The 24,508-nt window shown below is 59.8% G+C and carries 17 protein-coding genes; 11 read left to right on the forward strand and 6 right to left on the reverse strand.

The genetic code is table 11. The features are described from left to right. Positions 1-561: 561 nt before the first annotated feature. From pepF (EKD05_RS00005) to EKD05_RS00030, 6 genes are all read left to right on the forward strand, one after another. Complete coding sequence (pepF, locus tag EKD05_RS00005; protein WP_129670269.1) at positions 562-2,361, forward strand: oligoendopeptidase F; 1,800 nt, start codon at positions 562-564, stop codon at positions 2,359-2,361. 283 nt (positions 2,362-2,644) lie between these two features. Next, positions 2,645-4,456 (forward strand): oligoendopeptidase F, encoded by a 1,812-nt coding sequence (pepF, locus tag EKD05_RS00010; RefSeq protein WP_129670270.1) that lies wholly within the window; start codon positions 2,645-2,647, stop codon positions 4,454-4,456. 53 nt (positions 4,457-4,509) lie between these two features. Continuing rightward, positions 4,510-5,412 carry a DMT family transporter gene (locus tag EKD05_RS00015; RefSeq protein WP_129670271.1) on the forward strand — a complete coding sequence of 301 codons (903 nt, stop codon included), beginning with the start codon at positions 4,510-4,512 and terminating at the stop codon, positions 5,410-5,412. A 99-nt stretch (positions 5,413-5,511) separates the two neighbouring features. Further along, entirely contained in the window at positions 5,512-7,116 is a 1,605-nt protein-coding gene (locus EKD05_RS00020) for an acyl-CoA synthetase (protein WP_205703826.1), read from the forward strand. 122 nt (positions 7,117-7,238) lie between these two features. Next, positions 7,239-7,697 (forward strand): MaoC family dehydratase N-terminal domain-containing protein, encoded by a 459-nt coding sequence (locus EKD05_RS00025; protein ID WP_129670273.1) that lies wholly within the window; start codon positions 7,239-7,241, stop codon positions 7,695-7,697. A 20-nt stretch (positions 7,698-7,717) separates the two neighbouring features. Further along, entirely contained in the window at positions 7,718-8,131 is a 414-nt protein-coding gene (locus EKD05_RS00030; RefSeq protein ID WP_165360510.1) for a MaoC/PaaZ C-terminal domain-containing protein, read from the forward strand. Positions 8,132-8,205: 74 nt separating this feature from the next. On the opposite strand, the gene EKD05_RS00035 is transcribed toward EKD05_RS00030, so the two are convergent. Further along, positions 8,206-11,733 carry a hypothetical protein gene (locus EKD05_RS00035; RefSeq protein WP_129670275.1) on the reverse strand — a complete coding sequence of 1,176 codons (3,528 nt, stop codon included), beginning with the start codon at positions 11,731-11,733 and terminating at the stop codon, positions 8,206-8,208. Positions 11,734-12,077: 344 nt separating this feature from the next. On the opposite strand from EKD05_RS00035, the gene EKD05_RS00040 reads away from it, so the two are divergent. The 3 genes from EKD05_RS00040 to EKD05_RS00050 all read left to right on the forward strand — a co-directional run bounded on the left by EKD05_RS00040 (position 12,078) and on the right by EKD05_RS00050 (position 16,420). Continuing rightward, on the forward strand, positions 12,078-15,479 hold the full coding sequence (locus EKD05_RS00040; protein ID WP_129670276.1) for a tetratricopeptide repeat protein: 3,402 nt from the start codon (positions 12,078-12,080) through the stop codon (positions 15,477-15,479). Between the two features lie 330 nt (positions 15,480-15,809). Beyond that, the gene (locus EKD05_RS00045) at positions 15,810-16,082 is read left to right on the forward strand and encodes a hypothetical protein (protein ID WP_205703827.1); all 273 of its coding nucleotides are present in this window, start codon (positions 15,810-15,812) and stop codon (positions 16,080-16,082) included. Next, the gene (locus EKD05_RS00050) at positions 16,082-16,420 is read left to right on the forward strand and encodes a type II toxin-antitoxin system PemK/MazF family toxin (RefSeq protein ID WP_240695540.1); all 339 of its coding nucleotides are present in this window, start codon (positions 16,082-16,084) and stop codon (positions 16,418-16,420) included. Before EKD05_RS00045 ends, EKD05_RS00050 begins: the two co-directional genes overlap by 1 nt. A 279-nt stretch (positions 16,421-16,699) precedes the next feature. On the opposite strand, the gene EKD05_RS00055 is transcribed toward EKD05_RS00050, so the two are convergent. Then, a complete protein-coding gene (locus tag EKD05_RS00055; RefSeq protein WP_129670278.1) occupies positions 16,700-18,139 on the reverse strand; it encodes a M43 family zinc metalloprotease in 1,440 nt (479 codons plus the stop codon). A 315-nt stretch (positions 18,140-18,454) separates the two neighbouring features. Here EKD05_RS00055 and EKD05_RS25585 point away from each other — a divergent pair, with 315 nt between their 5' ends. Continuing rightward, positions 18,455-19,099: an FHA domain-containing protein gene (locus tag EKD05_RS25585; RefSeq protein WP_165360511.1), complete on the forward strand. Its 645-nt coding sequence runs from the start codon at positions 18,455-18,457 to the stop codon at positions 19,097-19,099. An 8-nt stretch (positions 19,100-19,107) separates the two neighbouring features. Continuing rightward, positions 19,108-20,010, forward strand: coding sequence for a histone deacetylase (locus tag EKD05_RS00065; RefSeq protein ID WP_129670279.1), 903 nt, complete (start codon positions 19,108-19,110; stop codon positions 20,008-20,010). 200 nt (positions 20,011-20,210) lie between these two features. Here EKD05_RS00065 and EKD05_RS00070 read toward each other — a convergent pair whose 3' ends face one another. Genes EKD05_RS00070 through EKD05_RS00085 form a run of 4 tightly spaced genes read right to left on the reverse strand, consistent with a single transcriptional unit; the run spans position 20,211 to position 24,503 of the window. Beyond that, a complete protein-coding gene (locus EKD05_RS00070) occupies positions 20,211-20,465 on the reverse strand; it encodes a hypothetical protein (RefSeq protein WP_129670280.1) in 255 nt (84 codons plus the stop codon). Continuing rightward, positions 20,431-21,285: a hypothetical protein gene (locus EKD05_RS00075; protein WP_205703828.1), complete on the reverse strand. Its 855-nt coding sequence runs from the start codon at positions 21,283-21,285 to the stop codon at positions 20,431-20,433. Before EKD05_RS00075 ends, EKD05_RS00070 begins: the two co-directional genes overlap by 35 nt. A 3-nt stretch (positions 21,286-21,288) precedes the next feature. Then, positions 21,289-23,547, reverse strand: coding sequence for a hypothetical protein (locus EKD05_RS00080; RefSeq protein ID WP_129670281.1), 2,259 nt, complete (start codon positions 23,545-23,547; stop codon positions 21,289-21,291). Then, the gene (locus tag EKD05_RS00085) at positions 23,544-24,503 is read right to left on the reverse strand and encodes a transglutaminase family protein (protein ID WP_129670282.1); all 960 of its coding nucleotides are present in this window, start codon (positions 24,501-24,503) and stop codon (positions 23,544-23,546) included. Before EKD05_RS00085 ends, EKD05_RS00080 begins: the two co-directional genes overlap by 4 nt. Positions 24,504-24,508 lie beyond the last annotated feature (5 nt).

Consider the following 24,508-nt stretch of genomic DNA (forward strand, 5'->3'; position numbering starts at 1 on the left):
CGGCGGCAGCGGATCCGGCGCACCGAGCGCGCCACGGCGACCGTCACGGGGAGCCGTTCGGCTCCGTACCCGGTGCTTGTCACGAGCAGGAGGGGCAGCAGGGCCAGCGCCAGCAGGCGCACAATACGACGGTGTTGCCGTCGGGTCAGGGGCTCGAAGATGGTATGATACATAAACGCCAGCCTTTCGGGTGGGCATACGTGGTCGTGTCAGGTAACACTCCATGTACACCCTTCCGTGAAGGTTGGCAAGTTTATACCCAAGCAGAAACGGCGGTCAGGCCGGAATAACGAAGCGCCTTGGTGACGGGGTGCGTCCTAATGCCACTGCGTAGTCCCTAATGTGTATCGGTCTCGCAAAGAGAAGATAAGACCAATGCTGTAACGTAAGTTTTCCGACCTTCCTGAGAGCGAGGGCGGGACGCCCTCGCTCTCAGGTGCAGACCTGTGAGGTCTTCTTTGCAAAGCATTGTGTCTAAACGCGCATCCAGGTTGAAGGGATTTGGTATAATGGACAGATTACGTTTGCTCGTGAAAGCTCTTCATATGAATAAGGAAAGATATGGCAAAGACATTACCTCGCCGATCCGAAGTTTCACTTCAATCTACGTGGGACATTACCAATGTTTATCCAGATATAACCGCATGGCATGCCGATGCCCAGCGTTTAGCGAGTGAATTGCCAAAACTGGCTGCGTATGCCGGGAGGTTGGGTGACGCACCGGCGACATTGCTTGCGGCCTTGCAACATTTTGAGCAAGCTCAGGTGTTGATGGGGCGGCTGTTTGTCTATACGAGCATGAGCTTTGATGTTGATACGACCAATCAAGCTGCGGCAGCCTTGCGCGATCAGGCGATCGGGCTCTATGCGCGGTTGGGGGCAACGACGGCGTTTGTTGAGCCTGATCTGCTCGCGCTTGAGCCGGCGCATCTCGATGGCATGATCGCGGCTGAGCCGGAATTGGCGGTGTATCGGCACTTGATTGAGAACCTGCGCCGACGGGCGGCCCATGTGCGTTCGGGTGAAGTTGAGCAACTGCTCGCCCAGGCGGCCGAGCCACTGAGTGCGGCCTATAGTTCGTATCAAATGCTGGCCGAGGGCGATCTGCAGTTTGCCGACGCGCTTGATGCCCAGGGCGAACCGCATACCGTAACGACCAGCACGATTGAAGAATTGCTGCACAGCCCTGATCGTACCCTGCGCTACAATGCCTGGTGCAGCCATCAAGATGGTTTTTTGCGCTTCAAAAACTCAATCGGATCGATCTATGCGGGCAGTGTCAAAGGCGATGTCTTCAATGCCCGCGCCCGCCGCTACCCAAGCGCCCTCGACGCGAGCCTCTTTGCCAGCAACATTCCACGCACCGTCTATGAGAATGTGATTGACGCGTGCAACCGCCATTTGCCGATCTGGCACCGCTACTGGGACATCCGGCGGCGGGCGCTGGGCCTTGAACAGATCGAGGCATGTGATATCTTTGCGCCCCTTGGCCCGCCGTTGCGGTATAGCTTCGATGAGGCTGTTGCGATCGTCACCCAGGCGGTCGCGCCACTTGGGGCCACCTACCAGACGACGGCCCAGACTGGGCTAACGACGCAACGCTGGGTAGATGTCTATCCCAACCAGGGCAAGACGAGCGGGGCCTATTCGAGCGGAAGCTACGGCACGCACCCGTTTATCCTGCTCAACTTTGATAGTACGCTGGTGAATGTCAGCACACTGGCCCACGAACTCGGCCACTCGATGCACACCTGGTATACGCAGCAACACCAGCCACCGATCTATGCCGACTATGCGTTGTTTGTCGCCGAAGTCGCCTCGAACTTCAACCAGGCGCTGCTCCGCGGCCACCTGCTGGCGAAGCAACCCGGACGCGACGAAGAGATCGCGATTCTCGAAGAGGCAATGTCCAACTTCCATCGCTATCTCTTTTTGATGCCGATCCTCTCGCAATTTGAGCAGCATGTGCATGACCAGGCTGAAAAGGGGCAACCATTGACCGCCACGGGCATGAACCGCGTCTTGAGTGACCTCTTCGCGCGCGGGTACGGGCCAGCCGTCAAGGTTGACCCCGAACGTGATGGCATCGTCTGGGCGCAGTTCCCGCACCTCTATGCCAACTTTTATGTGTATCAGTACGCCTCGGGCATCGCCGCCGCCAATGCACTGGCGGTTGACGTGCTGCGTGGCGATCAAGAAGCCCAAGCGAAGTACCTGCGTTTCCTCGGCGCGGGCAGTTCGGTCTATCCACTTGACGCACTCAAGCTGGCCGGGATCGACATGACCTCCCCCGAGCCGCTTGATCGCGCCTTTGCGGTGCTGGAAGGTTTTGTCAGTCGGCTGGAAGCGTTGGTGGGGTAGCCGACCACGAATAACACGCACGAAGAAACGAAGAGCGCACCGCCCCTCTTCGTTTCTTCGTGATCAGTATTCGTGGTCGGCGGTGCTACCGGGAAACTTTTGTTGGCAGGCTAGTTACTGGTCTGGGAACTAAGTCTTCCGATAGCTTGTCACCCTGAGCGCAAGCGAAGGGTCTCAGGCGGCCCCACGGCAGAGATGCTTCGCTGCGCTCAGTATGACAAGGCTGCGAGCATGCCAAAAAACTTCGTTGACAGACTACACACAAATGAGGAGTATACATACCATGAGCGTTGATACCCATAAAATCCCGACCCGCAGTGAGGCCCTCACTGAATATACGTGGGATTTAAGCATTGTTTTTGCCGATGTTGAGGCATGGGAACGGGAATTGGCGGCGGTTGAGGAGTTGGCGCGCAAGGTTGCGTCATTCCAGGGGAGCCTGGGGCAGAGTGGCGAGCACCTTGGCGAGGTGTTGCAATTGCGCGACGAGGTTGCACAGCGGATCTATGCGCTCTATGTCTATGCGATGCACCGCAAAGACTCTGATGCGACTGATCCCATTGGGCAGGCCTTGCAAGAGCGGGCCGGTTCGTTTGCGGCACGGGTGATGGCCTCTGTGGCCTATGTTGAACCAGAGATCTTGACGATTCCCGAGGAGATCCTGGCAGGATGGGTGGCCGAGACCGAGGCGTTGAAGGTATATGCGTATGAGTTTGCGAAGCTGAATCGGCAGCGGGCGCATATTCGTTCGGCTGAGGTTGAAGGCGTCCTGGCTCAGTTTAGTGATGTAACCCGGGCACCCTACGAAGTTTTCGAGATGCTTTCCGACTCGGATTTGACCTTTCCGAGCATTACCGACGAAAACGGCGCAACCGTACAACTCTCGCACGCACGGTATGGGCGTTTTCTCGAGAGCAACCATCGGCAGGTGCGCCACGATGCCTTTAAGGGCTACTATGGTGCGTATCGGCCTTTCCGCAATACGATGGCAACGACGCTCGGGGCCTCAATCCGGACGCACGTGCTTGATGCGCGCATCCGCAACTATAGCTCCGCCCTGGCGTCGGCGCTCGATCCAAACGAGATCCCGGTGGAGGTCTACCACAATCTGCTCGCAACCGTTGAAGCTAATCTTGGCCTGAACCATCGCTATATGGAGATCCGCAAGCGGCTGATGGGCCTCGATGAGCTGCGCATCTATGATCTCTATGCGCAGCCTGTGCCGACGCCCGAGTTGATCGTGCCGTTCAGTGAGGCGCGTGAGATGATGCTCGCGGCGTTTGCGCCCCTCGGCGATGAGTATGCGGCGGCCTTGCAGAAGGCTTTTGGAAATCGCTGGATTGACGTATACGAGAACGTAGGCAAACGTAGTGGAGCCTACAGCGGCGGATCCTATAGCACACCACCGTATGTTTTGCTCAACTACCAGGATCGGTTGAACGACGCCTTTACGCTGGCCCACGAACTGGGTCATTCGATGCACTCCTTCTTTTCACGGCGCAACCAGCCCTTCATCTATGGCGGCTATACAATCTTTGTCGCCGAAGTCGCCTCGACCCTCAACGAAGCACTGCTGACCGACTATCTGCTCAAGCACCGCGACGACGAGCAGCTCCGGCGGATGCTGCTTGTCCAGCAGATCGAAGACATCCGACGGACGATCATTCGGCAGACGATGTTTGCCAGCTTCGAACTGGACATGCACACCCGCGTCGAGGCCGGCGAGCCGCTCACCGCAGAGGGGTTGAGCAAGCGCTATTATGATCTGGTCGCCCGGTATCACGGGCCAGCGGTGACGCTTGATGACGAGATCGCGTTTGAGTGGGTGAGGATTCCACACTTCTACTACAAATTTTATGTGTACCAGTATGCGACAGGGCTCTCGGCGGCCCTGGCGTTGAGTCGGCAACTGATGAGCGAAGGCGCCCCGGCGGTCGAGCGCTACCTGGGCTTCTTGCGCGGCGGCTCGTCGCGTTCGTCGATCGAGTTGCTGCGCGGGGCGGGGGTGGATATGGCAACGCCGGCCCCGGTGCAGGCCGCGATGGAGACGTTTGGGCTGTTGTTGGAGCAGCTTGAGCAGATGGATGGGGCGTGAGTTTTAACGCAGAGGCGCGGAGGCGCGGAGGCGCAGAGGGGACATAGCATTCTATGCAAGCGACGACGCCAGTTGAGTCAGGGGTTCGCCATCTTTCCGTTCCAGTCTATACCAGCCTTGCGCTCACCTTCTCGTTTCTCTGGTCTACGGGCTTTATTGCCGTGGCCTTTGCCTTGCGAAGCAGCCCTCCGCTCTTTTTAATGGGCTTGCGGTTTGTCTTGTCAGGCGGTGTCTTGTTGCTCATCGTGATCTTCTTGCGTCGCTCGTTGCCACGCACGCTGCGCGATTGGCTGCGGCTCGGCGTGTTGGGAATCCTGAGCTTTGCCTTCTTTTTTGGCTTTACGGCGACCGCGCTGCAGGGCATTACCGCAGGCACGGGGGCGGTTCTGGCGAGCACCAATCCGTTGATGCTCGCCTTTGCCGCCCCGTTTTTGCTCGGTGAACGGCTCGGGCTCCAGAAGTTTTTTGGTCTTGGGCTGGCTTTTATCAGCGTGGTCTTTCTGATGTCGGCACGGATGGGCACCGGCGAAAGCCCCTTTCACATGGCGCTGGTGCTTGTGGCCAACGTCTCGATGGTTACGGGCACGATCCTCTTCAAGCGCTGGGCCTTGCCGTACGACCTGGCCGGGATGAATGCGATCCAGTTGCTCGTCGGCGGGGTTGCCTTGCTGATCCCAAGTTTCCTCTGGGAACCGGTTGGCCAGGTGATCTGGGATACGAACTTCATCGTGGCGCTGATCTATATGTGCATCATGCTCTCGTGGGTCACCATGTTGCTCTATCTCTTCCTGGTGCGCCACGGTGATGCGAGTCGCGCCAATACGTTCCTCTTTCTTACCCCGGTCTTTGGCCTGGTACTGGGGGCTTTGCTGCTGGGCGACCCGCTGCGTCCGATTGATGCCCTTGGCGCAACCGGGGTCGCCGTAGGGATCTGGCTGGTGATGCGCTCGCGCTGAACCGACTCCTTGCATAATCAAGCCGTCTGAAGTAGGATAACGCTATATCCCTGTGGAATGCCGCATGGCCCGATGGAGGGCCTGATCCGATGGAGGTCAATGGTGACGGTGGCAATCGATCTCGCAATGCCTGAGGATTTCAATTGGGCATATGATGTGATTGACCGGTGGGCGGACGATCCGCAGAAATTGGGCATGCATTGGGTTGGGCCGACAGGTGAAGAGCGGCAGATCACGTTTGCCGAGTTTCGGGCACGCTCGCATCGCCTGGCGAACGGGCTTGAAGCAATGGGCTTGCAGCGCGGTGATCGAGTGCTGCTGATGCTGCCACGGGTTGTCGCGTGGTGGGAGTGCATCCTCGGGTTGATGAAGATGGGGGGCGTGCCGATGCCGGCCACCATCTTGTTGACCCCGAAGGATAGCATCTATCGGATCAATATCGCCGAGGCGCGGGCGGTCATTACCGATGCCGATGGGGCGACCAAGATCCAGGCGATTCGCGATCAGTGCCCAACCCTTCAGCATCTGATTGTGGTTGGTTCACCGGTTGAGGGGACGCTTGGCTTTGAGGATTTGATCAGCGCCGGGGCACCCGAACGGGCGCGCATGCCGACGCCAGGCACTGATCCGGCGCTGATCTACTTTACCTCGGGCACCGTTGGCAACGCCAAAATGGTGCTGCATACCCACGCCTCGTATCCGATTGGCCATCGCATTACCGGCAAATACTGGCTCGATCTGACGCCCGATGATCTGCATTGGAATCTGTCGGATACCGGGTGGGCCAAAGCCGCATGGAGTAGTCTCTTTGGGCCGTGGAATATGGGCACGGCGCTCTTTATCCACGATGGGCGCGGCAAATATAACCCCCACGAGACACTGGAACTCTTGCAGCGCTATCCGATCACCTCGTTCTGTGCCGCCCCGACGATCTATCGGCTGCTGGTACAGGAAGATCTGAAGGCGTTTACCTTTTCGACCCTGCGTTCGTGCGTCAGTGCGGGTGAGCCACTCAACCCCGAGGTGATTGAGGTCTGGCGTGAGGCGACCGGCTTGACGGTGCGTGACGGCTATGGGCAGACCGAGTCGGTGCTGTTGTGCGGCAATCCGCCGGGCCAACCGATCCGTCCTGGCTCGATGGGCAAGCCGTTGCCGGGGATCGATCTGGCGATCATTGATGACGAGAACGAGCCGCTGCCCCCCGGCAAAGAGGGCGATCTGGCGGTACGGGTGCGCCCCGAACGCCCGGTCGGGCTCTTCAAAGAATACTGGCGCAATCCAAATGGGACAGTGGCCTGTCACCGGGGCGATTGGTATGTCACCGGTGATCGGGCGTATGTCGATGAAGACGGTTACTACTGGTTTGTCGGACGGTCAGACGATGTGATCATTAGCGCAGGCTACCGCATCGGTCCATTTGAAGTCGAGAGTGCGCTGATCGAGCATCCGGCGGTGGCCGAGGCGGCGGTGGTCGCCAAGCCCGACGCGGCCCGCGGCGCGATCGTGAAAGCGTATGTCGTACTGGTGTCGAGTGCGCAACCATCAGAGGAGCTACAGCATGAACTCCAGGAATTTGTCAAGACCAATACGGCCCCTTACAAGTACCCCCGCGAAATCGAGTTTGTCCGTGACCTCCCCAAGACCATCAGTGGCAAAATTCGGCGGATCGAACTTCGGGCGCGGGCTGAACAGGAGAGTCAGTAGCGGCGTCGTCTCTCACGACGGGTTGACGATGTCGAACGGGGGCGTGGTCTTTCTGTCGGCGCAGGTGCGCGGCTTGCGCGATCTGCGGACGATGCGTGATCTGCCGGGGGTGGTGGAAGACCATGATTGATCCAGCCAACCTTGGGCGCACCTTTGGCCCCTACACCGTGACGGTCGAGCGTGAGCACATCCGGGCGCTGGCGGTAACGCTCGGCGAGACCGATCCGATCTATCATTCGGTCGAAGCGGCGCAGGCGGCTGGGTTGCCTGACCTGCCTGCGCCGCCAACGCTCGCGACGCGCTATGGCCTCTGGGCGAACTCCGCGTTGCTGGCCGAACTCGAGGCAATCGGCGCGCCGTTGCCCCGCCTCTTGCACGGCGAGCAGAGCTATGAGTACCACCTGCCGATCTTCGCGGGTGATGAATTGATCGCCGCCCCCGAACTGGTGCAACTGGAACAGAAAACGGGCAAAAGCGGGCCGTTTGAAGTGCTGACGCTCGAAACCTGCTGGTATAACGATCAGAGCGAATTGGTGCTGACCGACCAGTTGGTCGTCGTTGTGCGTGGGGAAGAAGGGTAAGCAGAGAGGAGCAGAAGGCCGTGGCAGCATCCAGGCGACTCAAGGTTGGCGACACGATCCCCGGCTTTACCGAAGGACCGCTTGCCCCCGAATTGTTTGTCGCGTATGCGGCAGCGTCGGGTGATTATAACCCATTGCATACCGACCCCAGTTTTGCGCAGGCAGCGGGGCTTGACGGCGTGATTGCGCATGGCATGCTGGTGATGGGCATGCTCGGGCGGCTGGCGACCGACATCGCCGGGCCAAATGGCCTGCTCCAGTTTCAGGTACGCTTTCGCGCCCCGACCCGCCCCGGCGAAACCTTGCACGTTGGCGGCACCATCACCAGAGCTGAAAGCATGTCCGATGAGCGCATCATGTTCACCGCTGAGCTCTGGGCACGTGGCGATGGCGAGCAACTGAAAGCCGTCGGGACGATGATGGCGATTGTGTAGGGCTTTCTTTTTGGACGCACAACCAGCCAGCTTTTGCTGGCTGGTTGTGCGTCCAGAGCGTATTGACGCCGCCGCTAGCGGGAGATCAATGGTAGATAGAGCCGCGGTTGGAGGCTAAAGACCGGGACGCCGGGGGGCGCAGGTTCGACGAGGGCGGCGTCGGTGCTGAGCGTAAAGGCGGTTGTGGCTTCCTGAGCCTGGGCCAGGTTGGTGCCCTGGGCAACGCTGCGGATGCGTACCGCGTAGTCGCCCGGTGGATCGTTGGGCGAAGTGGCGAGGACAAAAACGAGTTCGCCGATGCTGCTCATGCGGATCCGTGCGACCTGGCGAAAGTTTTCCTGCCCAGGGTAGCGCAATTCGATCAGGTTTTCGCTGTTGTCGGTAAAACCGCGTGCGGTCAAGATCAGGCTACTGCCAGGAGCCACTGTATTGATGTCGGCTTCGACGATCGGCTGATTGGCGGTTGGCTGGCGGCAGAAGGCGAGATTATTGCGGTTGAGTGAGGCGTTGGGCACCGTATAGTCAACCACAATGAAGCGATGCAGGAAGCCGGTGCTCGACTCTTCGGTCACTTCGTAGTAGTAGGGCTGGAACCCGTATTCGCACTGGCCCGGCCCGAGCGCAACCCCACCTACGGTGGCCGGGAAGCCCTGAACTCCGCCACCAAGCTCAAACGATGTCCCCCATGCCGTTGAGCGCACATCCTCGGTGATCACACCCGAGGTGTACTCGTAGCCCCCACCAAAGACGACCTTGCCGCCACCGGCGCTCACCTCAGCATCAAACTCGGCCCCGATGCTGACGCTGTGACTCGTCGCGTCGGCCTGCGTCGTAAACGTTGTACGCTCTTCGGTCAATGACCACGACGAAACAGGGTTGCCGACCGAGATGCGACGTGCCGCGAGCACACCGTAGTTGGCGCCATTCCAGAGCAAACGCCCACGCTGACGCACCTGTTCGATGCCTCCGGTCAGCGGGTTGTAGAGGCTGACGGTAAAGTAGCCATCGTTGGGATCGCTGTCGCTGACATTGATCGGGTAGCGATCAGGATCGACCTGGCGCTCGCCAAAGACTTGCACTTCGGCAAGCGCGAGATAGCCCGTCCCGGCGAGTTGCACCCGCACGTAGCGCCCAAAGATTGGCGCATTGTTGCGATAGGTCTGGATGTTGGTGACGCGCCCGCCTTGACCCTCGCTAAAGAAGGTTGCCACGCGGGGATCGTCTTTGAGCACCGCAGGATCGTTCGAGATGGTACGCAAGTCGGTATCCGAGACAAAGACATAGAAATTACGCAACTGCGCGGCACACGTCAGATCGTCGCAGCCCAGATTGTTGCGATTCCAGACCCGCACCGCGCCAAGTTCCTGCGTGAGACCAAGGTCAACCTGCCACCAAGGCGCATCCTCAGCTTCGGTTTGCGTCACGGAACCATTGGCAAAGGCGGGATCAATGATGCCATCAATAGCGCGTGCTGCGACGGCGTCGCCAACAGTACTCGACTGCGCCACGGTCGCCCGACGGAAGAGGGCGAGATTGGCCCAGTCGCGGTTGAGTGGAATCCACTGGAGTGCCTGCGGGTTGTTGGCCGGCCCAAAGAGACTGTTCCAGCGACCCACATCGGTTGCGATTGAGGCGTAGTCTTTGTACTCGCAGAAACGCATGCCCGCGTCGAGTTCCTGGCCGTCCTGGACAACCCGGTAGTTGTAGCAGTCATACGTGGTGCGCTCGATCGCCGCAAAACTGCCGGCATCATTCGTCCAGGCCTCGCGGGTTGTTTTGCCTTCGGTGGTACCGCCGCGATTCGTGACGCTGCCCGTATACTGATAGCCTGCGGTCACCCGCGCTGTGGCCGCAACTTTGGCAAAGATAAAATCAGCCTCAAATCCACCACCAAAATAAGCACTAACTGCATGCGAGCTTGAAACTGTCAACGCACGCTCGTCGGTCTGGGCAAAACTGGTTGATTGCCCAATCGAGGCCAGGCGGAGCCGATTGCCTTGCAGGCGTTGCCAATAAGGCGGCGCATGTACTACCGAGACGATATTTGGTTCCTGCACCGTCTTGCAGGTGATCGAACTACCCTGCGGCTCGCCATAGAGCGCCTTGAGCGAATCGTCGTTCCAATCGCCAAAGGCCAGGTCAATAGAGGTCGCATTCTGGCGGCCACCATCGTTCGCCGTCACCGTATCGCGTTCGCTCAGGGTCGTCGTGTCGGGTTGATAGGCGAGCGTCGTCACCTGCAACGCCTGATTATTGAGCAAGGCCAGGCCAACCTCGTGCAGCCCATCGCGGTCAAGATCGCCCGCCGCAACCGCGAGGGGAAGACCGGGGCTTGGGGTCATCGGAAGCGCAAAGCGATCCAGTTCACGCGGGGTGCCGGTGGCTCCATCAAAAGCACGCACCGCCACGTCATCGGGGGTAACTTCGCCCACGAGGATCTCGGCGCGTCCGCTGCCATCAAGATCGCCCGTCGCGAGCGTCAGGTTCGAGGTTAGGGTGACGACCACGGTTGAACTGCCGCGTTGCACGATCTGTTCAACCTCGGGATTCTCAGCAGAGGCATTGAGCGCGAAGGTTTGCACCGTATACTGCGGGCTCAAGGGGCGCACATCTGGCTGATCGGTATCGGTCAGCAGAATGATCTCGTCTTTGTAGTCGCCTGAGCCCTGACTTGCGCCCGGGCCGGTTGTGAGGCGGCCATCAAGATCGGCTGCCGCTACCCGGATCAGCGTGGGAGTACCGGTATTAAGGGTGAAGTTCGCAACCTCGCGCAGCCTGCTCTTGAAATTGGGGCCACCATCTGGCCCAGTATAGTCAGGGTCGTAACGCAACACGATCACCTCGACTTCACCGTCCACTTTCTTCAAGCCGAGAATGATCTCGTCGTTGAAGCCATCGCCGTTGAGGTCGCCGACAGCAAGCTGGAGATCAACGACATCTTTGCGCCCGTCCTGATCGGTGCGCCAGGTCGCGAGGGCCACCTGACTATCGCGAAGCGGCTCGATGATGAAGACGTTGAGCGAGCCAATCGCTGTCCGGCTCGCCAGCGCCAGGCGTTCGGTACGCCCAGGGGCACGACTGAGCACGCCCGAAGCGACTTGCAGCAAGGCATAATTCGAGACCAGCAGGCTCCGTTCGAGCACGGGCTGACCCTCTTCATGCACCAGCCAGCGCACCGTGCCATCGGCCCCGGTGTAGACCTGCACCAGTTGCGTGCGATCGCTCTCGAAGCGAAACTTGCCGGTCGTGCTGGCAAGGGCGCTGACATTTTGCGCATTTGCATTGGGCGTCTCGTCGGTGGCCGGCCAGGATCCATCGCGGATCAACGCGGTGCCATCAGGATTCAGATCAAACTGATCGTGCAGCACCCAGCCCTGGCGTCCCGCGCCCGCACCGCGCATCCCCACAAAGATCTCTTGCTCGGAACCAAGGATGATCGCACGGCCAAAGGGCGAATTCGTGCAATCGAGCGGCTCTTGCGCTAGGGCCGGTGGCAGCGCCCACGGATCATCGTCGTACTCCATCTGCGCTGCCGCAGGCGGCACAGCGAGCAACGTGGCAAAAAAACCGATCAGGAGGAGAAAAAGAAGGCTTCGTTTCACAGCTAGACTCCTTGCGTAACGCTCTTGTATGCAGCGTAAATCGAACAAATTCATTAGTCTGTGAACTACATGTCCCGGTAGCGCCGCCGACCACGAATACTGATCACGAATAAACGAATATGGGCGTTGCAGTGCGGTATTCGTTTATTCGTGGCCCCAATTCGTGGTCGGCTGAGGACGCCAGAAAACTTCATTCACAGACTACTCATCAATGGTGACTCAAGATACCAGAGCGACTCTTAGCAAAACCTTAGCGCGGGCCAATGAGCATGGTAAAATTTCTCTTAAGGCGGAAGGGCCAACGGCCCTTCCGTTAAGAGAAGCCTCTAGCACAACAGGTATGCATGCAGACAGGTCTCGACATTCGTACATTTGGTGGGCTCACGTTGCAACGTGATGGTCAGCCCCTGGACGAGCTTGGGTCGCGCAAGGCCGAGGCGTTGCTTGTCTATCTGGCCTATCTTGGGCGGCCCGTGGCCCGCGAGATTGTGGCCGATCTGCTCTGGGGCGAAATGCTGAGCCCTGATCGCGCACGGGCTAATTTGAGTGTCTTGTTGACCGGGATGCGTCAGGTGCTCGGCCCGTATCTTGAGACGTCGCGCCGTGACGTCGGCTTGAATCCACAGTTACCCTGCTCACTCGACGCAGCGCAACTGATCCGGTTGCTCTCCCCTGGGCGCGATCTGGTCGATCCTGCCCGCTACGAAGCGGGCCTGGCGCTCTATCGGGGCGAGTTTCTGCAGGGCTTTGCGGTGCGCGATACGCCGACGTTTGAGGCATGGGTCCTGGCTGAGCAAGAGCACTTGCGGCGACTCGTGCTGATGGCCCGCCGCGAGCTCACCCGGATCTATCTCGATCAGGGGGCCTATGCGCAGGGCATTCTCCACGCCGAGGCCCTGTTGGCCGATGAACCTTTTGACGACGAGGTGCAGCAACGCCTCATGCTCTTGCTGGCCCATCACGGGCAACTGCTCGCGGCGCTCGCAAGCTACGACCGCTACCAGAGCGTGCTGGAACGTGAACTTGGCGTGGCCCCCTCTGCCGAGGTTAGCGCGCTCTACCGACGGTTGCGCTCCGGTGCTTTCACCCATACGCCGGTGCCACCCATCCGTACTGCGCCAACCCAGCCCACTCTATTCGGCTTTCCCAGCGAACCAACGAGCTTTATCGGGCGCGAGCAGGAATTGCATCTGCTCGCCGCACGGCTGGCCGATCCAGCCTGCCGCCTGCTCACCCTGATCGGACCCGGTGGCATCGGCAAGACGCGCCTCGCAAGCCAGACGGCGCTTGCGCACGCAGCGACGATGCGCGACGGGGCTGTTTTTGTCGCACTCACGCCACTTGAACAGAGCGACCAGGTACCGGCGGCGCTGGCGACAACGCTGGGCTGGCACCTTGATCCAACGCGGTCTGCGCTCGATCAGGTACTTGATGGGCTGCGCGAACGTCAGATGTTCGTTCTGCTCGACAATGCCGAGCACCTGCCCGAGCTTGCGCCCATCATCAACGCGATTTTGCAAGCCGCCCCCGAGGTACGCTTGCTCGTCACGTCACGCGAGCCGCTGCGCTTACGGGCCGAGTGGCTCGTTGACCTGGAAGGGTTGGCCTACCCCCGCGATGTAACGATGCTGACGCCGCCGCAACTGGCGCACTATAGCGCTGTGCAACTCTTTGTGCAGCGAGCGATCCAGGTCAGTGCGCGTTTTCAGCTTGATGAACGCGAAGCGCCGGCGGTCGCAACAATCTGTCGCCTGGTCGAAGGTATGCCCCTGGGCATCGAACTCGCCGCCGCGTGGGCCCGTGACTTGCCGTGCGCCACCATTGCCCAGGAAGTTGCGCGCAACACCGATTTTCTTGCCACCAGGCTGCACGATGTCCCGGCACGTCAACGGAGCCTGCGGGCGATCTTCAACCATTCATGGCAGTTGCTCAATGCCCAGGAACGCGCCACGCTGACCGGGTTGGCGGTCTTCCGCGGCGGCTGTACGCTCGCCGCCGCCGAGCAGGTGCTGGGGCACCTGGTTGATCCGCCCATACGCCCATTGCTACGGGCGCTGGTGGAAAAATCGCTGGTACGGCAACGCGACGAACGCTACGAGTTGCACGAATTGTTACGCCAGTTTGCCGGTGAACGCCTCGAAGCGGGCGGGGCCGAGGCAACCCGTACGCACCATAGCACCTACTTCCTCCAGACCCTGGCGTCCGCCCTGCCCGCCTTGACCGGACGCAATCCGCGCACAGTGACTGAAGGGTTACGCGCCGACCTGGCAAATCTGCGGCAAGCGTGGGAGCGGGCCAGTGAGCACGGCGATGCGGCAAGCCTGGGCGCGGCTGCCGATGCGCTGGCGCTGCTCTACGAACGCCTGGGCTTCCTGCGCGAAGGCGAAGGGCTCTTCCAGAGCGCGGCTGATCAGCTGATGATGACATCCCAGACCGCACCGAGCGCATCTTTTGCCGCTGAGCGTGTCGCCGCCATCGCCCGTCTGCGCGCCTATCAAGGGCGTTTCACCTCGCAACAGGGGCAACACGGCGCGGCGGTTGTTCTTTTTGGCAAGATCGAGGAACTGCTGCCCCTAGAGGATCACGCCGAACTTGCGGCGCTGGTGGGGCGTTTTCGTGGCAACGCGCATGCCCGTCAAGGCGAGTATAGCCTCGGTGAAACATATCTGCGGCAGGCACTTGCTCATGCAGAGGCGGCAGGCTTGCCGCACCTCGAGGCCGATTGCCGCTCGGGGCTTGGCTGGCTCGCCGAGATTCGCGGCGACTACGCCGAAGCCCGTGCCGCCTACGAAGCCTCGCTGCTGCTCGCACGGAGCCTCGGCGATGCGCAGCGCGAGAGCATTGCGCTTTCGAATCTCGGCGTGATCGCCGAAGAGCAAGGACGTTGCAGCGAGGCCCGCGAGGCCTACATGGCTGCGCTGGCGATCGACCGCGCCAGCGGCGATCGCCCCGGCGAAGGCATGGTGCTCAACAACCTTGGCGTCGTCGCGTACGACGAAGGGCATTACTGCGAAGCCGAAGAACGCTTCACCGCCGCACTGAACCTGAGTCGCAGCACTGGTGATCGCCGCAGCGAAGCCATCGCCCTGGTCAACCTGGGGCGCACGGCCCGCGAACAGGGCGCGTACCAACAGGCGTACGGGTACTACCAGGCCTCGCTCGAACTACGTCGGGCGATTGGCAACCGTCTCGGCGAAGCACACAGCCTCAGTGGGTTGGGGTTGCTCTTTCACCTAATAGGCGACCAGGCCACAGCTCAACGCTATGCGCAAGAGGCGCTGAACCTGGCTCGCACACTCGGCGCACGCTCGATCATCGCGTACAGCCTCACCTATCTCGGCCACATCGCCCTAGCGCAGCAGAATGCCAACGCTGCCCTTGCGTTCTACCGTGAAGCACTGGAACTACGGCTAGCAATGCATCAACCAGCGCGTGCCATGCAAGCCCGCGCTGGCCTCGCGCTGGCCGCGCTGGTGAACGGCGATCGCACCGCCGCCCGCACCGACGTCGAAGCCCTGCTACCCCACCTAAACGACAGCGCCCTGCACAGCAGCGAAGATCTGCTGCGCATCTTTGCCGCCTGCTGGCGTGTTTTGACCGCCCTGGAAGATCCGCGCGCCGAAGTTGTCGTGAAGCAAGCCCGCACCATCCTTGAACAACGCGCCGCGATGATCACTGATCCCGTGTTGCGCCGCTCGTACCTCGAAGAGGTTGAAGTGCATCGGATGATCGACGCCGGGTCATAATGATTCGTTTCTTCGTGGCCCCAATTCGTGGACGGCTATCGAGCGTCTTTTTGTCTCCGGTTTCGTATGATGCCATCGCCCTAGGGGATGGGGTGATTCGGACAGACCCAGGAGCTTGCGGTAGTCAAGAAGTTGTCTGACATCGACCGTTTGAATGGCGTCCAGGATACGACAGGTGTAGGCGGCACCACCGCTGTGTAGCACAGGAATGGCAGGTCATAGGTGGCAAGATCGCCGCGTAGCACGTATCATTGGGGTGTAGGTGGCAAGATCGCCGTCTACTTCACGTTGGGCCGGCTATGGCTATCGGTGGTGCCAAGGAGAGAGACCTTGACAGCGGGGTATAACTTTTGTTATACTCTCGTCATGAAAACAGCCATCTCTATTCCAGACCCGCTGTTTGCCGCAGCGGAGCAGTACGCACAGGATAAGGGTCTCTCCCGCAGCGAGTTATACGCCAAGGCTATTCAGCATTATCTCAATACATTCCGCTACCAGGGCATCACCGAAGCACTTGATACTCTGTACGGGGAAGAGAAATCTACACTTGATCCCGCGTATATCGCCGCGCAAGGGCAAATAGTGCCAACGGAAGAATGGTAATGCAGCGCGGAGATCTTTGGTGGGCCAACCTGCCGGAGCCAACAGGTTCAACATCAGGCTATCGAAGGCCAGTCTTGGTTATTCAAGCTGATGCATTTACGCGAAGTCGTCTTGCGACCGTGATTATTGTCGCAATAACCAGTAATCTGCGCCTTGCAACAGCCCCCGGCAACGTCTTCCTTCCCGCAACTGAATCGAGTTTACCAAAAGACTCCGTCATTAACGTCTCGCAGATCATTACCCTCGACAAGTCAATGCTCGACGAATACGTTGATCGTATTTCCGCAACCACATTGAGCCAGGTTGAAGAAGGCTTACGCCTCGTACTCGACGTGTAGTGTAATACCATCCAATTCACGAGGTTCAGGCCTGCCTTACCCGATTGCAAACCGGTTGTTGCAGTATCCTTCGCTCACGGAAGCGTTTTTCAAACGGGCCAAAGTGATGCCACGGCATCTGATTGTCGTTCACGGCGACGACAGGAAGCTGCAATGGCTCTAGGGGCATCCAGGGCTCAACCCCAGAGCTACCCGAATGGCCGCCACACTCCAGCGGGTATACGAACCTAGTGGAGCAGGACACCGGCCTGTGCGCCTTCGCGCCTTTGCGTCAAAGCATCACCGCATCGCAAGCGGCAAAAACACCTGATACCGCACCGCTTCACCCACCGTAACTACGCTGGTAAATGCACCGGTCACGCCCTGCTGCGACGTGACTTCCAGGACATTTGTGACCGTGCCGGTATAGGTCATCGGCAACGTCACCACAAGCGTCTCGGTCCAGGTTCCGCCGGGGGCCGTGATCGTCGTTGTCCAGGCGAGTTTGCCATCCACAATGGGGCGGGATTCGCCAGCAAGCGTATAGGTCAGCGTCGCCGAGGGCAGGATGTTGGTAATCTGCGCATCAAGCGCAACCTGGCCGGTATTTTGCACAGCCAGCGTATAGGTCAAAGGCTGCCCTGCCTGAACTCGATCAGGTGGAGGCGTTTGATTGACCGCGACGGCCCCGATGTTGTAAAGCGTCGAGCGATAGTTGACGAGGCTGCATACCAACCGATTGGCCTGCTCAACCGTAAAGCGCCACATACACGTATCATCGGTATAGTTCATAAAATTATGAATATCGTCGGGCGTGCCACAGGTCATTGACGGAGTACAGCCATAATGTTCTACATCTTCACTAGACGTATCGGCAAGCAAATCGCCCGCCTCATAGCCGTCAAAACAGCCCCCACCCTCGAACGTATGCAGCAACCCAAGGTAATGGCCAACCTCGTGGACCAGGGTACGGCCCTGATCATACGGCGCGGCGTCGGGCAGATCACGCCCACCGATCGCCTGATAGAGCATCACCACCCCATCGTAGACACTCGGCACCTGCTGCTGAGGGAGGTAGGAGTAACCGAGGAAGCCACTCGCGGTATTGACATACACATTGAGATAGCGACTCTGATCCCAACCCAAAGCCTGCTTATACGCCAATTCATCTTGATCCTGGAACCACGCATCATTCATGGTACGCGTGATGCCAACCAGTTGAAAATGAATCCGCGTATTGGTTCCCTGCGCACCGGCTGTACCAGGCAGCGCCTGATAATCTTCGTTGAGCACACGCACCTGATCCTGAATGCGTTGATCCGAAAGATTACCGGTACCATCGCTCGCATAGATAATGTGAAAGACTGTCGGAATAACATAGACCTCATTGGGCCAGTACGCCTGCTGGATCGCGGTGCGCGTCAGCGTGCAATCGCCCGGGCTCGCCTGGAGACTCGCGAGATCGTCAGGAACCTGCGTTCCACAGCGCTTGCCGGTCAGGCGAAAAAAGGGCGACGTGAAATAGGACGCAAAATCGGGAAAAATCTGGTGATCAACGCTCACCGCGCCATCGCTGGTCACGGCAACATGGCTATGCGCACGAGGAGGGGGCAACGACCACGTGGCAGATTGGTCGGTCTGCGCATAGGAAGCAGGCCGAGCAAGCGTAACCGTCACACCGAGCAGAACTACCAGCGCAACCACAGAGGTAACCAAACGATGCGACAGATGGGGTTTCATAAGTTTTTCCGGTCTTCTTTTTGTGCAAGAATGCGGGGAATGATGGCCTTAAGATCGACACATAAGAATGTCTACCCTTGAGTATAGAACACGAGCATAAGAGCGTATAGTGACTGTCAGTCCTATGCGGAACTAGTACCTGCGTCGGTCCCATGTCACGCCAAAAGGTTTCACCAGCCAAAACGAAAGGGTTATGCAGAGGAGGGGCACGGCGCCGCCGTGCCCCTCATCCGCATAACCCTTTCGTTGGAGTCTTAAGGCGTCAGCCGCGCAACGACACACCCACAAAAGCACGACTCGCGGTACAATAGGCCTATGCAAAACGAGCATGCCATTCTTGCGCGCCTGATTGCGCTCAGTGATGATGTGACGCCGACTGAACTGGTACTTGGGGCCGACGAGTACACGATCGGGCGTTCAACGCTGTGCGATGTGGTGATCAATCGGCAGACGGTCTCGCGGTTGCACGCCCGCATTGTGCGCGAAGGGCCACGTTATCTACTGCACGACGCGGGGAGTGCCAACGGTACCTTCGTCAATGGGCAGTTGATCAACGGCCCGCATATCTTGAGCAACCACGATACGATTGCCCCAGGGCTGGGGGGCGAACTGCTCCGTTTCCTTGACCCTGATCCCACTGTGGTACCGCATACCCGCCTGCGCCTCGACGAGCGCACCCAGGCGTTTTACCTGGGCAATGCGTTGCTCGAATTGACCCCCAATCAGCAGCGACTCTTGAGCCGCCTCTATCGGAGCCAAGGTGAACTGGTGAGCCGTGAGGCGTGTGCCGAGGCTATCTGGGGGCGCGACTATGACCCCGGGCTCGATGCCGAGGCGCTCGACCGGGCAGTCAGCAACCTGCGTGCCGCCTTGCGCCGCGTCGGGCAAGCCGATGAACTGTTGCAAACCCGCCGCGGGATGGGCTATATCTTGACCGTCTATTTGCCTGAGAAATCCTGACGCCTCCCTTGCAGATCTTTTACTCAGATACATTTGTCCTGCCCCTCCCCGCAGGCCATCGGTTCCCAATGGCAAAGTATGCGCTCTTGCGTGAGCAGGTCGTCGCCGCGGGTCTGGTTGAGCCTGAAGCGCTGAGGGTTCCCGAGGCTGCCAGTGACGCTGAACTGATGCTGGTGCATAGCCCGGCCTACGTTGGCCGCGTCATCGCGGGTACCCTGAGTCGTCAGGAGATCCGGCGGATCGGCTTTCCGTGGTCGCCGCAGATGATCGAGCGTTCGCGCCGCTCGGTGGGGGCAACCATTGAGGCGTGTCGTGCTGCTTTGCGTGACGGGGTAGCGGTGAATCTTGCGGGTGGCACGCATCACGCCTTTGCCGATCACGGGGCCGGCTACTGCGTCTTTAATGATAGCGCCGTCGCTGCGCGGGTGATGCAAGCTGAACAGCGCGTGCAACGGGTCGCCGTGATCGACTGCGATGTGCATCAGGGCGACGGCACCGCAGCAATTTTTGCGGACGAGGCACGTGTCTTTACCTTCTCGATCCACAGTGCAACCAACTTTCCCTTTCACAAAGCGACGAGCGACCTCGACATCGCCTTGCCTGACGGTACCAGCGACGATGCCTACCTCGATGCGCTCGAAGAGGGCGTGCGCCACACCCTCGAAGTAGCCCGCCCCGAACTCGTGATCTACCTGGCTGGGGCCGACCCCTACTTTGATGATCGCCTGGGTCGCCTCGCCCTGACCAAACATGGCCTCGCTGAACGCGACCGCATCATCTTTCACTACTGTCACGCCGCTGGCCTGCCGGTCGCCGTCGCGATGGCCGGCGGCTATGCCCGGATGATCAGCGATAGCGTCGCGATCCACTTCCAGACGATCAGCGAAGCCGCCCAGTGGGCAACGAAGTAGTTGGGCAACGAAGGCTTCTTATGGGGGAACCACGTTCCCCCACGCCCCCGTTTTCCTGCGTGGTGGTGCGTCGGCAGGCGCATCGTGTGCTGATGCAAAGTCCCCGTAGCGTTAGATAGCGTCCGCAGATGACGCAGATGCGGACGCTCTCATCTGCATCATCTGCAGACGATCGGGAAGACTTTGCATCAGCCCTGGGGTCAACTCGCGGTTGCTTGCAAAAAGCGCTGATCGGTAGTGGGGCATTTCTTCCGGGCGTTCGTCCTCCTCGTCGCCCGCAGGTAGCGCATAATCGTGGTAAGGGTTCGCACGAGAACATCAAGCCACCCGAACTGGGTTGCCAGTGCGAGCAAGCTGATCATGGTACTATTCTGCACCACCACTTCGGAAAACCAATCCAAAATAGGCAGCACCACGAGGTCATGGACGATCACCTGGCGCACGGTCACGTTCAAGATCTTTTCCTGAACGCCGTTCGAGCAGGTAGTACCCGACATCCTTGTCGGGCGCATAGGCAGTCACCACAAAGCCCTGGGCAAAGGCAGCCTCGGCAAGCGCACGGATCTGGTAGCGCCACGCCCGCGCCCGTTGCAGATCGTTGACCAGCAAGCTGTTCACCTCAAGTGGGATCTGCATCAGAAAGGCGTCACCGCTCGGCTCGTCGCTTGGCTCAAGTGGGTTCGGGTTGGCAAGCTGTGCCCGTGTGCGCAGCGCCTCGGCATCGGGGCCACGGTACAGCCCCTGGCTCCGTGCCATCACGGCCTCATCGTTGAGCCACCACTCGACCTGAAAGCGGTCACTTGGCAAGACACCCTGCGGATCTTCGGGCTCTGGGCCATAGATATTGCGAATATAGGTACGGCTGATCGCCCCGAGTTTGCTGATATTCAACCGCGCATTGCGGCTAATCAACGGATCAAACGTCCAGGTAATCAATGTAATCCCCTGCTTCAACATCTCGTCACGCTGCGCCCACTTGAGCCGCTCCCCGATCCGGGCATCACGATACCCCGGCAGCACCGCCGCCATATGCGAGGCATGTTTCAACTGGCCTGTTTCGGTGCGCCCCAGAAAGCCAAAGGTAAAGCCAACCATTGGTTGGCCGGGCGCATCGCGATCAAAGGCCCCCAGCACGCATCCCCCGTTGCGCTGCACCGTCAGCAACATATGGTGCGGCACAAACGCAAAATTCACCGGCCCCCACACCTGGCGCTGGATCTCTTCGCACGCCATGTATTCCTGATATTCCTGAACCACCCGAATCTCGATCGGCATTGATCACTCCATCTCTTGCAACCAGACCAATTCGATCCCGCTCAGCACCAGACTGAGTTCACGTTGACTTGTCCTGCTGACTTCGGTGGCCGTCGTTGCCCGCAACGACAGCCGATGTTCACCCGGAGCCAGCAGGAGGTACAGGGTGCGCACTGCACTCGCGGGTTGCGCCGGAATGGTGCGGGTCGCAAGCGGTACCCTATCGAGCGAGACCGTCACGTCACGCGGTTCCGCATAACTCGCGAGGTTCAACAAGATCCGGACACGCTGAGGCGTCGCGGCGGCATTCACCAGCATAATATCGCCTTGCGCACCCATCCAGCGCCAGCGTTGTGTATCGTTCTGCTCTTCGTCATACCAACCAGATCCAAAGTAACCAAACGATGCCGCTTCTTCTATGGTGGGCACCAGATATGCCCCCAGCACCGCATCGCTGTAAAGCGGGGCAACCTCGGGGAACACCTGCGCCAACGCCGCCTCTACGAGCGGTCGTCGTTCGGGATGGATCGTATCCCAGTTGACCAGCACCTGGCCCACCCCATAGTAGTTCAGCGAGGCAAGCGCCGCGCCAACAGGATCGAGCAGATGGCCTGCTTCAGGGCGCATCTGCCAGAAGGGCTGGATGCCAGGCGCATAGCTGACATCATACCGTGGAATCCGTGCCAGATACCCACCCAGGATCGGGGCCTTATGCGTCATCTGCGCTTTCTGCGGTGCAAAGGCTTTGTAGAGCGGCGGCGGGACATGCAGCAAGGCTCCATCGTCAGGGGCAAGCGTCGCATAATAGGGGTGAACCGCCGCATCGTGCAGCATCCATCGCACCGGCAGCAATTCAAAACTCAACAGGCCCACGACCGTGCCAAGCACCACCCAAGAACGCAGTGGCTGCCATATCGCTGATGCGTCTGTCCTGCTGCCACGCGGCTGCCCCGCAACCCGTGCCAGCACTTCACGCATGCCAAGTGCCGCCAACGGGGCCAGGGCAAGCGTCGTGAGCATCGTGAAATGCAGGGGCCGCCGCGCAAAATCGGCCCCAGGCAACGCTTGCAACAACCGGTAGGGCATGGGCACCCCGGTCTGCCAGGGGCCAACCTGCAAGGCTGGCCCAAGCGCAAAGAGCATCCCCACCCCAGCCAGAACCCACCAGCGCCAGGCTTGACGCCACGCCAGCGCCCCGCCGATCAACGCCAGCGCCAGGATCGTGTACCCCAGCGCCACATTCCAATCGGCGCTCAACGGGTGCCAGGTCGCCCCTGCAGTCGCGGCGACTGTCGGCCCCCAGAGCGGGTGCAGATAGCTGGGCAAGGCAAAGTCGAGCAGATTCGCCGAGGAGATCCGCACCTCCTCGGGGTTGACCTCAGCCAGATCCCGCTCAGGGCCATAGAGACTCGCCATGGCGGGGATCAGCACAGGCGCCAGCACAAGCAGCGCCGTGAACCCGATGACGACCCACTGCCGCAGCCACACGCCGTACTGCCGCAGCAGTTGCGGGTAACGCTGGTCGAGCGGGGGATCACGCCTTGCTCGTTCCTGCCCCTCTGGATGGGGGGAAGAACCCGCCCGCGCCACCCCGGTCTTGCCCACACCACGAGGAAGCCAGAGCAACGCAAAAGCCACACTCCAGACCAGCAGAAAGAGCAGGTAATACCAACTGGTATACCCCGTGACCGCCAGCATTAACCCGGCCAGCAGCGCATCGCGCACGCGACGGGTTTCGACGGCGCGTAAGGCAAAGAAGGCGTACAACGCCGGCCACTGCACCGTCATCAACTCAAGTTGCCCATCATAGAGCCGGGTCATATGGAAGGGCGCCCAGGCAAAGGCCAGGCCCCCGATCCACGCAGGCAGGTGGGCACCAGTAACCCGCAAGGCCAGCAGGTAACCGGCCAGACCGGCCAGCACAAACGAGAGCAACGCCGCCGTATTGTAGCCTGCCACAGGCCCGAAGGCCAGCGTCACCGGCAACACCAGCAAGCCATTGCTTACATTGAGCGGTTGCACATAGAGCAACGCCCCCTGCGGATGAAAGAGCAACGGCGTCACAAACGGGTTCTGCCCCGTTGTCACCGCCAAAGCCGTCCACCAGACATGCCAGGTATGCTGCCAGCCATCCGCCCCGGCGATCGGGCCACCCTGGAACGCCTGTGCAAAACGGGGCACCACCGGCAAAAAGACCAGCAGCGCCAACACAACATAGCTCGCCACCGCCCCCAACACCCCAACAAACCACCGTTGCCACCCCGAGCGCCCCGCCTCGGTCACTGCTGCTGCTCCTGCTGCTGCTGCTCCTCGCCCTCAGGCTCATCGGGGGGCAACACAGCCCCGCCGAGCGGCTTGGTCTGCACCTCTTCGGCAGGAATAGGGGCCTCAGTCGGCATCACCTTGACCCCCACGGCCAGATGACTCTCGGCGCGCCCCTTAAAGACCCCGCGGGTGGGTGGCACATCGGCATAATCGCGACCGACGGCGGTACGAATATGGCGGTCGGCGGCAATCAGATTATTGGTCGGGTCAAACCCGATCCAGCCCAGACCAGGCAGCAGGGCTTCGACCCAGGCATGGGTCGCATCTTGCTCAGAGCGATCATGATCCTCAACGCGATGAAAGAGGTAGCCACTGACATAGCGACACGGAACGCCCAGCAGACGAACCAGCGCAATCATAATATGGGCAAAATCCTGGCAGACCCCCCGTCGCGAATTGAGCGCCACATCAATCGGCGACTCCACCGTGGTCTGTTCAACATCATAGTCAAACACCTCATAGATCCGTCGATTCAGTTCACACAACAAACTGAGCGGATCATCGCGACGGCGCAGATCAAGCTCCTGCGCAAGGCGTTTGAGTTCAGCTGTTGGCCGGGCAAAATGGCTGGGTACCAGGAAATCCCAGACATCCTCGTTCGCCTTCATCGCATCAAGCTGATACCAGGCAGCCGGATCGAGGGCCTGAGGCAACGGATCAAACGGAGGCAAAATCACCAGCGCTTCGGCCGTCAGCGTAATCGAGCGATGCGGGGCTGGAATATCAAAATGATGAATCATATTGCCAAACGAATCGGTATAGCTATTCACCCGTGCCGATGGCGTTGTCGTCAACTTGAAACTCAGACAACGCTGCAACCCTTCTGAACGAGGCTGCATCCGTACTTCGGTCACATTCTCAGTCACAGGCGCACTATACCGATAGCGAGTTTTGTGTAAAATCGAGTAATACATAAGGA

Source organism: Candidatus Chloroploca sp. Khr17 (assembly GCF_004138165.1).
Taxonomy (GTDB): Bacteria; Chloroflexota; Chloroflexia; order Chloroflexales; family Chloroflexaceae; genus Chloroploca.

What these genes read in the sequence shown, in the direction of transcription:
- pepF (WP_129670269.1), top strand. Translation starts at nt 562, where the DNA reads ATGGCAAAGACATTACCTCGCCGATCCGAAGTTTCACTTCAATCTACG.
- pepF (WP_129670270.1), top strand. Translation starts at nt 2,645, where the DNA reads ATGAGCGTTGATACCCATAAAATCCCGACCCGCAGTGAGGCCCTCACT.
- EKD05_RS00015 (WP_129670271.1), top strand. Translation starts at nt 4,510, where the DNA reads ATGCAAGCGACGACGCCAGTTGAGTCAGGGGTTCGCCATCTTTCCGTT.
- EKD05_RS00020 (WP_205703826.1), top strand. Translation starts at nt 5,512, where the DNA reads ATGGTGACGGTGGCAATCGATCTCGCAATGCCTGAGGATTTCAATTGG.
- EKD05_RS00025 (WP_129670273.1), top strand. Translation starts at nt 7,239, where the DNA reads ATGATTGATCCAGCCAACCTTGGGCGCACCTTTGGCCCCTACACCGTG.
- EKD05_RS00040 (WP_129670276.1), top strand. Translation starts at nt 12,078, where the DNA reads ATGCAGACAGGTCTCGACATTCGTACATTTGGTGGGCTCACGTTGCAA.
- EKD05_RS00050 (WP_240695540.1), top strand. Translation starts at nt 16,082, where the DNA reads ATGCAGCGCGGAGATCTTTGGTGGGCCAACCTGCCGGAGCCAACAGGT.
- EKD05_RS00055 (WP_129670278.1), bottom strand. Translation starts at nt 18,139, where the DNA reads ATGAAACCCCATCTGTCGCATCGTTTGGTTACCTCTGTGGTTGCGCTG.
- EKD05_RS25585 (WP_165360511.1), top strand. Translation starts at nt 18,455, where the DNA reads ATGCAAAACGAGCATGCCATTCTTGCGCGCCTGATTGCGCTCAGTGAT.
- EKD05_RS00075 (WP_205703828.1), bottom strand. Translation starts at nt 21,285, where the DNA reads ATGCCGATCGAGATTCGGGTGGTTCAGGAATATCAGGAATACATGGCG.
- EKD05_RS00085 (WP_129670282.1), bottom strand. Translation starts at nt 24,503, where the DNA reads ATGTATTACTCGATTTTACACAAAACTCGCTATCGGTATAGTGCGCCT.